The following is a 13,296-nucleotide window of genomic DNA, read 5'->3' on the forward strand; positions in this document are numbered from 1 at the left end:
CCATAAGACCCATAAGACCCATAAGACCCATAAGACCCATAAGACCCATAAGACCCATAAGACCCATAAGACCCATAGGCCCGATCAACAGGCGCGCCACCATCACAAACACTCTCCAATCATCACAAAGCCCAATCCTGCCGCCCGTGCGAAAGCTTCCAGGGCGTCGCGCTGACACTCATAGACCAGCGCGTTGTGGTGGGTGCCGCCGTGGCGCGAATAGTTCTCCAGAAACTCCTCCAGCGGGACAACCGGCTTCACCCATCCGCGTATCCAATCCCGGCACGCCGGATGGGTCCCATCGCCCAGCACGTCCACCGGGGCGGCAATCAGGGTGAAGCTGCTGTTCGGCCCCGGTGCGAGGTTGACCAATGTGGCCGCCCCCGGACGGGGGGCGCAGGCCAGAGTGGCGGGGTTCTGCGCGGGCGTAAAGGGAAATTCCTTCTCATAGAGCCGGGGCCGCGCCGCCGCAACGGCTGGATTGAACTCACCCATGTGCGAAAGAAAAATACTGCCGCCCGCCCAGTCCGGGCAAAACATTTCGGTAAAGGTGGTCTCGCCAATCGCCTTGGACAGGGCCCCCACAAATGCCGCCGTCAGCACGTCGCCTTCGCCGGCATATCCCACGCCCCGGGCCATGGCTTTGCAGCATTCCAGAAAGGGCACGGTGCTGAGCGGTCCCTCCGACATCTGGAAGGCAAGAAAGTTCATGGAAAAGGCGTTGTAGCCGTGGCGCTCCAGGTATTGCCGGAGCCCCAGACCGAGCCGGGCGGTGCGGGCGTGCACCTCGGGCGGCGCATCCACCTCGAATCGGGCCTGGTCATCCGCCATCTCCGCCGCTACGGCCTCCTCGGAGATCGAACGTACATCGTCCAACAGGGCGTCTGGCTTGATCTCATTCACCTCCACCCGCAACGTTCCGTACAACTCGAGATCGGCCACCCGAAAATCGCCCATCCCCTCGAAAGAGGAGCCAATGCGCAGTACCTTGCTCGTTCGCAGGCTCGACGCCGCGCGGGCGCCGCGAGCAATGGCACAGGCCCGCTCCATGACGGAGGGATTACTGAGATGTCCCGCGACGATCCAGCAATCCTTGCCGCGGCGCCGCAGCACGGAAGCAAGATCCTGCAGGCCGTGAATCCCATGGTTGTAGAGGAGCCGGAGCGGATCAGTGTCCAGCCCGAATGCGGCGTCGGGCGTTGTGTCGAGCATCAGCACCGGCAATCGCGACTCCACCAGCGGTCCCACGGACTCCAGCGACGGCGAATAGGCGAGGTGCAGCGTGACAATCAAGTCCACGCCGTCGGCCCGGAAGCGCTCCACGGCACCGGCCACATCCGCTTTGACGCGGCACACGGGTGCCTCCGTCACATCGACCCCGTTGGATACAAAGGCGGAGTTCACTCCTTTGAGAAAGGGGTCCAACTCGCCCAGCAGGTCGGGCAGCGCGGAATCATACAATGCCAGATAGAGGGGCAGCAGTCCTATGCGCGGGCGCTCGATGACCATTCGCTTTAACTTCCTCCGAGAACGTAGGCGCTTCCCGCGCGAACGTGACCATACAACCGACTGAATACCTCATTGTACAACGATTCACCCGCCGCCAGCGCATTGCGATCCAGCAGACCGCCTGGCTTCACCAGCACCGCACTCGCCCGGGCAGACTGGGGGTTGAACGCGTGGAGACAGCCCCGCGTTCCCATCCATTCCGCGTCGTCCAGCAACAGGACCGGGAGCGGCGTAAAGAGCTCCGCTATGAGCTGCTGAAAATGGGGACTGCGGCTGGTGCCGCCGCTCAGCACCACGCTGTCGATCAGGCCGCCCGCGGCCACCTCCCGGAAGACCCGGTGCAGCTCGTAGCCCATGCCCGCGACCACCGCGCGAAGGAAATCGCTCCGCTCCATGGAAGGGCCGATCCCCGCGAAGGTGCATCCGCCCAGCAGCGCGGGATCGAGCGGATGGGGACGGTTCAGCCAGGGCACGCAGGTCAGACCACCCGGCGGTAACAATGCCGCTTCCAGAAGCCGGGCCTGCATGCTCAGCGCCGAGGCCGCGCTCCCGCCCACGAAGGTTTCGAGGGCCCAGTTCCAGGTCAAGTTGCCTGTCATCAGGGGCTGTATCACGAGGGTCCCGTCGGAAGCAGGCGACGGAATCGCAAGTTGAAAAGGCGTGTGCCCCATGGAATCGCCCGGCAGTTGAAAATTGCCCACCCAGGCGGTGCCCAGGGAACACTGGAGGGGGCGGGCGGAAACCCGCGCTGCGGAGAGAAAGCCCGCCTCGTGATCCATATAGGGCCCGGCCACGGGAATGCCTTCGCGAAGGCCAAACGCTTTCGCGGCGGATTTTGACAGGGGATGGGTTTCATTCCCCTCGCGCAGGGCGGGGAAAAAATCTGAGGACAGACCCACGATACCAGAGAGTTCATCACTCACGCTGTTCGTCCGGGCATCGTAGATTCCCGACTGCAAGCCGTGGCATGCATCCTGCCGCCACACGCCCGTCAGATGAAAATAGGCATAGTCTCCGGCGCCCGCGTAAAGATTCTGATCCACCAGCAATTCCGGCGACTCACTTCGCAGCCGCATCAGCCGGGCCAGCCCCATGCCGGGATCGTCGCGGCGCGTTCGGGTGCGCCAGAAGTTCACCGGCAGCCGATCGACGAGCTGCTGAAATTCCACAAAAGCGCGGGCGTCATTCCACAGGGTCATGGGCGTCAGGGCTTTGCCGGATTTCCGGACCGCCACGATGCCGCTGCCCCCCTGGGATGCCAGACCGAGACCTTCCACACGATCAAGTCCGCCACAGGTCCGCCCGATGGACTCCAACGCCTTCTTGAGGCTTTTCATGATCGATTCGGGGGGCTGTTCCCGGCGGCCTTCGGCATCGGTCAGTACCTTCAGCGGACGTTCGTCTCCCGCCACGCGCTCCCCCGTGCGGGCGTCATAAGCCGCAACTTTCAGCGCGGTCGTCCCCAAATCAATGCCGATATAGAGCGCCTCAGACACGGCCGTTTCCTCCCGACTTCGCGTAGCGAACATCGCTCACGCATCGCTTCAGCCAGGCGCGATGAGCGGGCGCCGCTTCTTGATCCGTGATCACGCGACGAATCTGCGGCCACTCCGCAAACTTCACAAACGAGGTCCGCTGGAACTTGCGGCTGTCCGCCACCAGCACCGTGTCCTCCGCCACGTCGATCATCGCCTCGGACACCCGGGCGATGGCCAGATCGGTGGTGTACAGGCCGCGCTCGTCGAGCGCGTCCGCGCCGAGAAAGGCGAGCTGCACGCGAAAGCGTCGCAGGTTGTCCTCGGTAAGCGCGCCGGAAAGGTCGGGGCTGTTTTTCCCAACACTCCCGCCGAGCAGAACGATTTCCATATTGGGGTGGGTGTGGAGCGCCGAGGCCACGGCGAGGGACGACGTCAAAACGCGCAACCCCGCGACGCCGCTGAGCGCCCGAGCCACTTCCAACGTCGTAGTGCCCGTATCGATAACGATGGTCATCCCCGGCGATACGAGCGACGCCGCCTCGCGCGCGATGGCCTGTTTCTCGCGGATGCTGGTGCGGTTGCGCTCAAGAAAGGCAAACTCCGCCACGGACTGCTTCGAGAAAATGGCGCCGCCGTGGGTTCGCGTCAGGGCGTTTTCCCCCTCCAGCGCCTCCAAATCCCGTCGCACGGTCATGGGCGTCACGCCAAAGCGTTCCGCGAGATCCAGCACAAAGACCTCGCCTTCTGCGGAAAGGCATTCGAGAATGCGAGCACGCCGCCGGGTGGAGGTCAGTTTCTTTTCCTGGATTGTTTTCAATTGGCCCCGCTCGCTTCACGAATACCGGAAATACATAAAAAGCACGATACCGTTAATGATCGCGCACCAGATCGCGGGCCGCATGAGCCCCTTCGGCTGGTCGTCGCCCCGGGTCGCAAAGGCCGACCGCCAGTCCCAGATCAACCCCTTCAGATCCGCTTCCGACTTCGGCGTCGTAACCAGACTTACCAGGACACCACCAACCATACAGGCCCAGAACACGATACCGGTCCGGTTGGCGAAGGGCATGTCGTAGAAGTAGTCGAGCAGCGCACTCAGGGGCAGCGTGAGTCCGCCGGCCACGAGCGCGCCCGCATGGGTCGCGCGCTTCCAGAAGATGCCCAGCAGGAACATGGCGGCGATACCCGCGGCGAAATAGCCGTAGGCGTTCATCAGGTAGATAAAAATCGGCTTATCCGAATAACTGATCAGGACCCAGGCCCAGAAGATGCCCAGCACCGAGATAACCGCACCCACAATCTTGCCGAAACGCACGACCTGGCGCTCTGTGGCATTTTTGTTCACATAGGGCACATAAAAGTCCATGCTTGCAATCGTCGTGCAGGAATTGATGGCCCCCGAAACGTGAGACATGATCGCCGCTGTCAGCCCCGCCAGTACGAGGCCCACGAGCCCATGGGGGAGCAGCTCTTCCACGAGCGTGGGAAAGGCTTCGTCCGCTTTCTGAATCGAGGGATAGAGTTTGGCCGCCATCAGCCCCGGCACCACGGTCATGAACGGGATGAAGAACTTGATGTACTGGGCGAATACCACGCCCATACGCGCGTGGTTCTCATTCTTCGCGGCGAGCGCCCGCTGCACGATAAACTGATTCGTCGCCCAGTAAAAAGCGCTGATGCACAGCACGCCGCCGAGGTACTGGGTCCAGGGATAGTCGATGTCGTCGGCGGGCAAGAGGAGATCCCACTCCGTCTGTGTCGCCATTACGTTGTCCCACCCCCCGGCCGCGTTTATCACGGCGATTGAGAGGGCCACACCGCCCACGAGGAGCACGACCAGTTGCAGCATCTCGGTCCAGACTACCGCGCGCAATCCGCCGGCAATGGTGTACACGGAGGTGCACACCGCCAGTACGATGATGCTTGTGAGCATATCGACGCCCATCAGTTTGTTGAGTGTGAAGGCGCCGAGATAAAGGACCGAGGCGATTTCGATGAAAATATAGATGAGGATTATCAGGCCCGCATAGGCCACACGCGAGGCGTCGCCAAAGCGCCGCTGCAGAAACTCAGGCATGGTGTAGAAACCATTGCGCAGGTAAAAGGGAAGAAATATCCACAGCAGCACATTGAGCCCGATGAGAATAGCACCCCATTCCGCCGTAATGGCCACAAATCCCCGGTCGTAGGCCGCACCCGTCATTCCCACGAACTGGTGGCTGCTCAGATTCGACGCCACAATGCTCCCGCCGATCATCCACCAGGGCAGCTTGTCGCCCGCAAGGAAATAGTCCCGCTTGGAGACTTCGCTCCGGCGCGTCGCCCAGTAGCCCAGAAACAGCACCACGCCGAAGTAGACCACAAAAATTGAAATATCGATGGCGCCTAGTTGCATTGGGTTCAGGTCCTTTAAAGCTGGGAAAATCCGCTCAACCGCCTCGCAGTCAACACATCATCTAGAACGTACCACCGTCCACTCAGTCCACTGTCCACAGTCAACTGTCAACTGTCAACTGCTATACGCCGCCATCGCCGCATCGATCTTATCCACCACGCAGTCCACCACCTCGTAGCCCGCGGTCAACGGCAGCTTCGTCAACAGTGCCGGGGGACAATCGGCCTTGTAGGTCTGGGCGCTGATGTCCAGCCCCGCCTCCACCAGCAGCGCCGCAATAGCCTTCGCCGATTCCAGATCTTCGATAAATAGCGTTGACATGTGCCGGTGTCCCTCCACCGCCGTCACCAGCCCATCATAGCGCGCCGCGACCTCGCGCAAGCGCCCGGCATAATAAGCCCCCACCGCCTTCGTCACGCCCGCGTTGGCCTGGGCCCAGGTCAAAGTCACCAGATAAGCCAACGAGGCCAGTTCTTCCTGGCCATTCGTCACCAGCGCGCCAAACTGCGGCAGGTTCACATCCATCGCCGCGCTGAACACAATGCGCGACGCGGGATACTCGCCACCGGGAAAGCCTTTGCCCGCCGACACGAAACTCGGCTTCAATCCATATTCGCGGAAAAGAAAGATCTCCGAACTCCAGATGCACGACTGAATCTCATCGCACACCACGGGCACGTCATGCTTTGCGCAGAGGTCATAGGCATGATGCAGGAATTCGCGCGTCAGGGTCAGGCCACCATAGTTCATCATCACGATCTCGTGAAACAAGCCCGCGATCTTCGTGAAGCCGCCTTCAAACTCGGCGAAGGCCGCATCCAGATCCGCGAGATTGTTCGGACGAATGGTTCGAACCTGAATTGCGCCCGCCACATCGAGCCGCGCCGTCAGCTCCGGCCACATGCCCCGCATCATCTGCGTAATGATCGTCGTGCCGTGGTAGTTGCCGCCCAGCCCGCCCTCGTCATCGCCAATCACCAGTATCACCGGCGTCTTCCCCGCATAGGCCGGCTCCGCCAATTCACGCTGCATCCGATAGAAGCGCGCCAGGATCATCTTAAGCGCCGCCTCCACCGCCAGGCTCCCGGTCTCCAGATTCAGTACGCGATTCATGACGTCCAGCCGGTTCTCCGCCAACACCGCCGCGAGTCCCGCGCGATCATCGACATCAAGTCCGTTCGCCGCCGCCACCAGCCGCTCCTCCAGCACCCGCGTCATCTGACCGCGCGTGTTGTTGTGCGTGGCATTGGGAATGCCCAAGCGACGCGCGCGGTCGAGCAATTCGTAGCCCGGAAAGCTGTGGCCCAGCGAAGCGTGATAGTGCTCGCTCTTCGCCGCAAGATAAAGACGGCCATCTTCACCCAGCCGAAAACAGCCCAGCGCGCTCAGGGGCGCCATGGTGGTCTTCGTGGCGGCGTTGAAGGCCTTGGTCGACGCGCCTGCAGACGAATCCGAAAGGGCGGGGAGGATGGTGTCTCCCACACTATCCAGCAGGGAGAGGCATCGCTCCTGAAAGGAGTCCGGGAAAAACGCCACAGGCTCCGTGGCCAGGGCCATCAGCGAGGCCACATCCTCGCCGGTCAGCAGGTCCCGCGCGCGGCAGACGGCCTCGGCATAGTCCGCGCCGCAGAGGTCGGCCAGCGATCGATTCACAGGGACAAATTCGGTCTTTTGAGAGGGCATGGCGCGTCGCTTCGGTTGAGAGCGAATGTTCAAATATGTTCGCTCGTGTTCATATGATACTTCGCACGCGGGGGAGGGAATCAAGCTTTGGACGCGGTATTGAGGTCTTGCGCTTCAGGCTGACCGAGTAGTCACGGTGAACCTCCCGCAATCCACGGCGTATATCCACTCGGAAGCTGTGAATTATCCCATCAGGCAGTCGCCAAACGGGAGCGCGGGTTTTCCTACCCGCGTATCGTGCGACGGAGTCGCACGAGAATCACGGACTGGAAAGTCCGTGCTCCCGCCTAGCGTTAATTTCACAAGCTCTCAGACCTTGAATCACGCATTCGGAGATCCTACATCCATGAATCGCGAAGCCCTGAAACTCGTTGCGACGGCCCTTCTACTCGGCCTTGGCGTGATCACTACGGCTCATTGCGCCGCCTACCTATCCTCTCCCAACCCATCGAAAACTTTCAATGTCATTCGAGCAACAGATCGCGAACTTCTTCAGCGATATGAACATGCCGACTGGCCATTCGCCCTCGCCGAATTGAAGCGCCGCACCCCGAGGTACACTCGGCAGGAACTGACCGAACTGGCCTTTAAAGTGGTGGATGCAGGTTTCTGGTTTCAACCGGATCGTCAGATACACACTGAGTTTTTCTCTTACAGCACTACATTCCTGCCGTTGCCGTTGGCGAACTGGGTACAGACCGTGGGTCCCCGACGGCGCGAAGCGCTCGCCGAGTCGCTCACGACGTTCGTCAATAACCAAAGATTGCGCGCCGAGTTGGGCGAGGTCGTTGACGTGGCGGCACTCGAATACCTTTACAACGATCTCAAGGCGGACCGGTATCCGCAACTGTGGGGCCCTAGTCCAAGGTGCGGCTTCGACGACCGATTGGGTCCGAACTTGATGATGTCCATCCGCCACATCCTGGATTCTGGCGTGCCTGGTGGCGCAGAAGCGCTCAAGCGCCTGGGAGTCAATCCATGACCCGTCCACACGGGATGCCCACAATCGGTCAAGCGCACGCCCTCTTCTCCTGACTAAGCGATTCAACGTGGGTTAGGCGTCCCGCCTGACCTTGAGTCGACGCCGCTCGATAAAATTCGGAGTGTCAGCTTCAAGACCCTTCTGGTCAGTCGAGACTGGGTTGCTGTCCGTAGTCGCGAAGGTCAGGCGGGACGCCCAACCCACGGTGATCGGTATTGTTGAAGCCTGGCTTCGATCATACCGACAGAGATTGATCTCCCAGATTCGTCATGGAAACGGGCCTATCGTGGCCGAGCAACTTCATTCGTTGGTTTGACAGGCGTTTCGGCACCGCGTAAGATACTTGTGGTCCGTGATTGCGGTTTTTTCACGGATGCACCGCAGCCTGCCAACTCCGAGGCGCTCGCGCGTAAGGCACTGGGAACATTGACGTTCTCCCCTCACGCCCGTTCTCCATTTCCCGCGCCTGGGGCGGCGCCAGCACAGGGCAGATCGACATGCATTTGGATTCCACCTTCACCGTGGCCTACACCCATCGGCTCCGGTGCACCCACGGGCTCTTTCGCCCCGACAACCCACTCCTCGCCGAATTGACCGGCACTTCGGAGACGGGCCGGGCGCGCATGGTGGTCATGGTGGACGAGGGCCTTGCCCAGGCTCAGACCAGTTTCCTGGGCCAGATTACGTCTTGGTTTGAAGCCCACAGCAGCAGCGTGGCGCTGATCGGCGTGCCCCACCTCCTTCCCGGCGGCGAACGGGCCAAGCAGGACCGCCACACGCTCGATAAGGCCCTGGAGATCATCAGCCAGGCCCACCTCTGCCGACGCTCTTATGTGGTGGTAGTTGGCGGGGGCGCGCTGCTCGATGCCGTGGGCCTCGCGGCCTCACTGGCCCACCGGGGCGTGCGGCTTATCCGCGTGGCCACGACCACCCTCAGCCAGGCGGACTCCGCCCTCGGCGTAAAAAACAGCATCAACGCCTTTGGCCAGAAGAACTACCTCGGTGTGTATGAAGTGCCCTGGGCGGTCATCAACGACGAGTCCATGCTGGCCGAATTGAGCCAGGGTGACTGGATCTGCGGCTTCAGCGAAGCGGTCAAAGTGGCCCTGTTGAAAGATCCCGGGCTCTTCGAAGAAATCGAGCGCAACGCCGAAGCCATTCGCCAGCGTGATGAAGAGGCGGCCATTCCCATTATCCGCGCCTCGGCCAAGCACCACTTCGACCATATCACGAAGAACGGCGATCCCTTCGAGCGGGGCGAAGCGCGCCCCCTGGACTTTGGCCACTGGGCCGCCCACAAGCTGGAGCAGATGAGCCACTACGGCATCCGCCACGGGGCCGCCGTGGCCATTGGCCTTGCGCTGGACGTGACCTATGCGCGCCTCCAGGGCTGGCTGGATGAAGTCGAGCATGAGCGCATCCTCCACTGCCTGGACAGTCTCGGGTTTGAGCTGGCCCATCCGCTGCTGAAGGACGCCACCACGCTGATGCGCGGCTTGGCCGAATTTCAGGAGCACCTGGGCGGCATGCGCTCCATCCCCATGATCCGCAGCGCCGGCGACGCCTTTGAAGTCCACGAAATCGACGAGACCGTCATGGGCCGTGCCCTCGAATGGCTCCTCGCCTGGCAACCGGCGGAAGCGAAAAGCATCGCATGAACTATAGAGACCACTGAGGTCGTGCCACGCGATCCGGCAACGCCGGTTCGTGTGCCTGGAGCAAAAGATTCTCCACGTCAGCAGAATTCACCGATTCGAGCGGTGTTCACTCGCCTTCTCCTCCAATCACACCACACCGCTAGCCATTCGTCTTGTACGCCCGTGTCATCACGCCTCCGCGAATGAGCAAACATCCCCTTTGTGCTCTTTGCGTTCTTTGTGGTTAAATCTCCTAACAACCACACCAAGGGAATCCCCATGCAATACCCATCCTCCTGTCCCATGACCTACGCCCAGATCGTGGAAACCTACTTCCTCGAACACCGCGCCAAAGTAATCGACATCGCCGCTTTCCTCGACCGCCTGGAGCGCGCCGCCGATGGCGCCCCCGCGAAGGACGATTTCCGGGTGGCCGCCCTGCGCAACGCCCTTGCCCTCCTCGGCGACGGCCAGGGCGAACGGGCACGACGCGTCCTCGAATCCCTCAGCGACACCACCGAAGCCATCGCCCAGTCCGCCCAGGGCATGAAGGGCGCCCTCGGCGCCGCGCCGGAGAAATCCGCGTGAAATACATCGAACCCCACGGCCACATGGTCTCCCGCACCACCGAGGACTACGAGCGCATGGCCCTCGCCGGTTGCGTCGCCATATCCGAGCCCGCCTTCTGGGCCGGCTTCGATCGCGCCTCCGTCAAAGGCTTCTACGACTACTTCCGGCAGCTCACGGAATATGAGCCCGCCCGCGCGAAGAAATTCGGCATCCGGCACTTCTGCTGGATCTGCATCAACCCCAAAGAAGGTGACGACCCCGGCTTCGCCCGCGAAGTCATCCAGATCATCCCCGACTTCCTCAAAAAGCCCAACGTCCTCGGCGTCGGCGAAATCGGCCTGAACAAAAACACCCGCAACGAGCTGTCCATCCTCGAAGAGCAGATCGACCTCGCCGTCAAGCACAAGCAGCTCATCCTCGTCCACACCCCCCACCTCGAAGACAAACGCAAGGGCACCCGCATTATCATGGACGCCCTTCTCAGCCGGGGCGACGTGGAGCCCGGCCGCGTCCTCATCGATCACGTCGAAGAGCACACCGTCGCCGAAGTCCTCGACAAGGGCTTCTGGGCCGGAATGACCCTCTACCCCGAAACCAAATGCACCAGCCAGCGCGCCGCCGACATCATAGAGATGTACGGCACCGAGCGCCTCTGGATGAACTCCGCCTGCGACTGGGGCATCAGCGATCCCCTCGCCGTCCCCAAAGCCCGCATCGAACTCAAACGCCGCGGCCACAGCGAAGCCACCATCCAACGCCTCACCTGGGACAACCCCAGAACCTTTCTGGGCCAATCGCCGAATTTCAACGTGACGGGGTAGCGCGGCCGCTGCCAGATTGGGCATAACTCAAGCTCAATTGAGAGAATACTCGTTGCCACGGTCCCCCGTGGCAATGCATACCGTTCCGCTCCGCGGAACACACCCCGCCGCCAAGAACGAAGACATTTCACACATTCCTTGATGTCCCGCAAATCCCTGCGTCCCTTCCGTCCCTTCCGTCCCTTCCGTCCCTTCCGTCCCTTCCGTCCCTTCCGTCCCTTCCGTCCCTTCCGTCCCTCCCGTCCCTTACGTCCCTCCCGTCCCTGTGAACACCACAACAGCCCAAACCCTCCCAAGCTCCGCTTGGCAATGCCATACCCAGGCTCCCCCCGTCACAGACATCAGGCAGACCGCGCGCACGTCAGTACCTCCACCCTCCATACACTCTCTACAATTCTCTACTTGCTTTCACCTATAAAGTTCTTTTACAATACACATGAAACAACACCACAACTTCCATTCCACATCCAATGCCCCGGAAGGTTACGACCCATGCGCGTCCTGCTCGTCAACGTCCCCCACCCGTCCATCGGCAGCCGCATTCCACGCGACCACCTCCCGCCCCTGGGGCTTCTGGCTGTTGGCGGCCCCCTTATTGACGCGGGGCACGACACCCACCTCATCGACGGGGAACTCGCCCCCCTCTCCACGCGGGAAATCGTCGCGCGAGCCGTCGCCCTCGGGCCCGACGCCGTGCTCTTCGGCCACTCCGGGTCGACCTCGGCCCACCCCATCATCGCGGAAGTCAGCCGGGCCATCCGCGCCGCGCTGCCCCGTGCGTGGATCGTCTACGGCGGGGTCTTCCCGACCTATCACTGGAAGGAGATCCTCGAAGAAGAGCCCCAGATCGACTTCATCGTGCGCGGTGAAGGCGAGCACACCGCCCCCGCCCTGCTCAGCGCGGTGGACGCGGGCGAACCCGTCGACGCCCTCCCCGGCATCGCCTTCCGGCGCGAAGGACGCCCCGTCGCCACGCCCACCGCCCCGATCATCGAGTGCCTCGACGACTACCGCATCGGCTGGGAGCTCATCGACTTCAAAAACTACAGCTACTGGGGCGGACGCCGCGCCGTGGTCATCCAGTTTTCACGGGGCTGTCCCCACCTCTGCAACTACTGCGGCCAGAGCAAATTCTGGCGACGCTGGCGTCACCGCGACCCGCAGAAACTTGCCGCCGAAATCGCCTGGCTCCACCGCGAACACGGCGTCCAACTCTTCAACTTCGCCGACGAAGACCCCGCCGCCTCCAAAGCGGCGTGGCGGGCCTTCCTCGAAGCCCTCATCGCCCACGACCTCCCCATCACCCTCGTCGGCTCCACCCGCGCTGACGACATCGTTCGCGACCGCGACATCCTCCACCTCTACAAAAAGGCCGGGTTCATCCGCTTCCTCCTCGGCACCGAGAGCTACAGCGAAGAAACCCTGCGAACCATCCAGAAAGGCTCCACCGTCAACAAAGACCGCGAAGCCATCCGACTGCTCCGCCAGCACAACATCGTCTCCATGGCCACCTACGTCGTTGGCTTCGAAGAAGAGCGCGACCGGGACTACTGGAAGTCGCTGCGCCACCTCCTCTCCTACGACCCCGACCAGATCCAGCTCCTCTACGTCACCCCCCACCGCTGGACCCCGTTCTTCTCCCTCTCCGCCACCCGCAACGTCGTCCAACTCGACCGCCGCCGCTGGGACTACAAGCACCAGACCCTCGCCACCCGCCACCTGCCCCCCTGGCGCGTACTCCTCTGGGTCAAGTTTATGGAAGCCGCCATGCAACTGCGTCCCCGCGCCCTCAAGAGAGTGCTGGCCCACCCCGACCCCGAATTCCGCCACGCCATGCGATGGTACACCCGCATAGGCCGCCGCGTCTGGCCCTACGAAATCTGGAACTTCTTCCTCCGCGACCACCACGAAAAAAACGGCCCCACACTACAGGAATTCTGGGGAAAGGCCCAGACACCGGAGACCGTGGGACAGAGAACATCGGATACATTGAAGTAAAGCACCCACGCGCGAAGACGTGCACAGTGCACGCGTTGCCACGGTCCCCCGTGGCAATGCATACCGTTCCGCTTCGCGGAACAGCCCCGTGAGCGACACCGGAGTCATACCACACGTCCCCGTCGTCCCTTCCGTCCCTTCCGTCCCAGCCGTCCCTTCCGTCCCTTCCGTCCCTTCCGTCCCTTCCGTCCCTTCCGTCCCTTCCGTCCCTTCCGTCCCTTCCGTC

Annotated in this window: 11 protein-coding genes; 5 read left to right on the top strand and 6 right to left on the bottom strand. The window is 62.0% G+C overall.

Going from position 1 to position 13,296, the window contains the following annotated elements; all coding sequences use genetic code 11:
• Positions 1 to 102 precede the first annotated feature (102 nt).
• The 5 genes from JNK74_27770 to JNK74_27790 form a co-directional block, all read right to left on the bottom strand.
• Positions 103 to 1,509, bottom strand: coding sequence for a hypothetical protein (locus JNK74_27770; GenBank protein ID MBL7649990.1), 1,407 nt, complete (start codon positions 1,507 to 1,509; stop codon positions 103 to 105).
• A 5-nt stretch (positions 1,510 to 1,514) separates the two neighbouring features.
• A complete protein-coding gene (locus tag JNK74_27775) occupies positions 1,515 to 3,005 on the bottom strand; it encodes a hypothetical protein (GenBank protein ID MBL7649991.1) in 1,491 nt (496 codons plus the stop codon).
• The gene (locus JNK74_27780) at positions 2,998 to 3,804 is read right to left on the bottom strand and encodes a DeoR/GlpR transcriptional regulator (protein MBL7649992.1); all 807 of its coding nucleotides are present in this window, start codon (positions 3,802 to 3,804) and stop codon (positions 2,998 to 3,000) included. The genes JNK74_27775 and JNK74_27780 overlap by 8 nt, the downstream gene beginning before the upstream one ends.
• Before the next feature lie 15 nt (positions 3,805 to 3,819).
• Positions 3,820 to 5,379: a sodium/solute symporter gene (locus JNK74_27785; GenBank protein MBL7649993.1), complete on the bottom strand. Its 1,560-nt coding sequence runs from the start codon at positions 5,377 to 5,379 to the stop codon at positions 3,820 to 3,822.
• A 114-nt stretch (positions 5,380 to 5,493) separates the two neighbouring features.
• Positions 5,494 to 7,062 (bottom strand): aminotransferase class III-fold pyridoxal phosphate-dependent enzyme, encoded by a 1,569-nt coding sequence (locus JNK74_27790; protein ID MBL7649994.1) that lies wholly within the window; start codon positions 7,060 to 7,062, stop codon positions 5,494 to 5,496.
• A 346-nt stretch (positions 7,063 to 7,408) separates the two neighbouring features.
• Here JNK74_27790 and JNK74_27795 point away from each other — a divergent pair, with 346 nt between their 5' ends.
• The 5 genes from JNK74_27795 (at position 7,409) to bchE (ending at position 13,070) form a co-directional block, all read left to right on the top strand.
• Positions 7,409 to 8,044 carry a hypothetical protein gene (locus JNK74_27795; GenBank protein ID MBL7649995.1) on the top strand — a complete coding sequence of 212 codons (636 nt, stop codon included), beginning with the start codon at positions 7,409 to 7,411 and terminating at the stop codon, positions 8,042 to 8,044.
• Positions 8,045 to 8,541: 497 nt separating this feature from the next.
• The gene (locus tag JNK74_27800; protein MBL7649996.1) at positions 8,542 to 9,702 is read left to right on the top strand and encodes a 3-dehydroquinate synthase; all 1,161 of its coding nucleotides are present in this window, start codon (positions 8,542 to 8,544) and stop codon (positions 9,700 to 9,702) included.
• A gap of 282 nt (positions 9,703 to 9,984) precedes the next feature.
• A complete protein-coding gene (locus tag JNK74_27805; GenBank protein ID MBL7649997.1) occupies positions 9,985 to 10,269 on the top strand; it encodes a hypothetical protein in 285 nt (94 codons plus the stop codon).
• Positions 10,266 to 11,072 (top strand): TatD family hydrolase, encoded by an 807-nt coding sequence (locus JNK74_27810; protein MBL7649998.1) that lies wholly within the window; start codon positions 10,266 to 10,268, stop codon positions 11,070 to 11,072. Before JNK74_27805 ends, JNK74_27810 begins: the two co-directional genes overlap by 4 nt.
• A gap of 492 nt (positions 11,073 to 11,564) precedes the next feature.
• Complete coding sequence (bchE, locus tag JNK74_27815; protein ID MBL7649999.1) at positions 11,565 to 13,070, top strand: magnesium-protoporphyrin IX monomethyl ester anaerobic oxidative cyclase; 1,506 nt, start codon at positions 11,565 to 11,567, stop codon at positions 13,068 to 13,070.
• 104 nt (positions 13,071 to 13,174) lie between these two features.
• Here the strand turns inward: bchE and JNK74_27820 are convergent.
• Positions 13,175 to 13,296 (bottom strand): hypothetical protein (locus JNK74_27820; GenBank protein ID MBL7650000.1); only part of this gene is annotated, 122 nt, incomplete at its 5' end.

This window comes from Candidatus Hydrogenedentota bacterium (assembly GCA_016791475.1).
In the GTDB taxonomy this organism is placed as follows: Bacteria; Hydrogenedentota; Hydrogenedentia; order Hydrogenedentales; family JAEUWI01; genus JAEUWI01.

Bases quoted from the DNA above. Each gene is read 5' to 3' on its own strand.
- JNK74_27770 (MBL7649990.1), bottom strand. From the start codon at position 1,509: ATGGTCATCGAGCGCCCGCGCATAGGACTGCTGCCCCTCTATCTGGCA.
- JNK74_27785 (MBL7649993.1), bottom strand. From the start codon at position 5,379: ATGCAACTAGGCGCCATCGATATTTCAATTTTTGTGGTCTACTTCGGC.
- JNK74_27790 (MBL7649994.1), bottom strand. From the start codon at position 7,062: ATGCCCTCTCAAAAGACCGAATTTGTCCCTGTGAATCGATCGCTGGCC.
- JNK74_27795 (MBL7649995.1), top strand. From the start codon at position 7,409: ATGAATCGCGAAGCCCTGAAACTCGTTGCGACGGCCCTTCTACTCGGC.
- JNK74_27800 (MBL7649996.1), top strand. From the start codon at position 8,542: ATGCATTTGGATTCCACCTTCACCGTGGCCTACACCCATCGGCTCCGG.
- JNK74_27805 (MBL7649997.1), top strand. From the start codon at position 9,985: ATGACCTACGCCCAGATCGTGGAAACCTACTTCCTCGAACACCGCGCC.
- bchE (MBL7649999.1), top strand. From the start codon at position 11,565: ATGCGCGTCCTGCTCGTCAACGTCCCCCACCCGTCCATCGGCAGCCGC.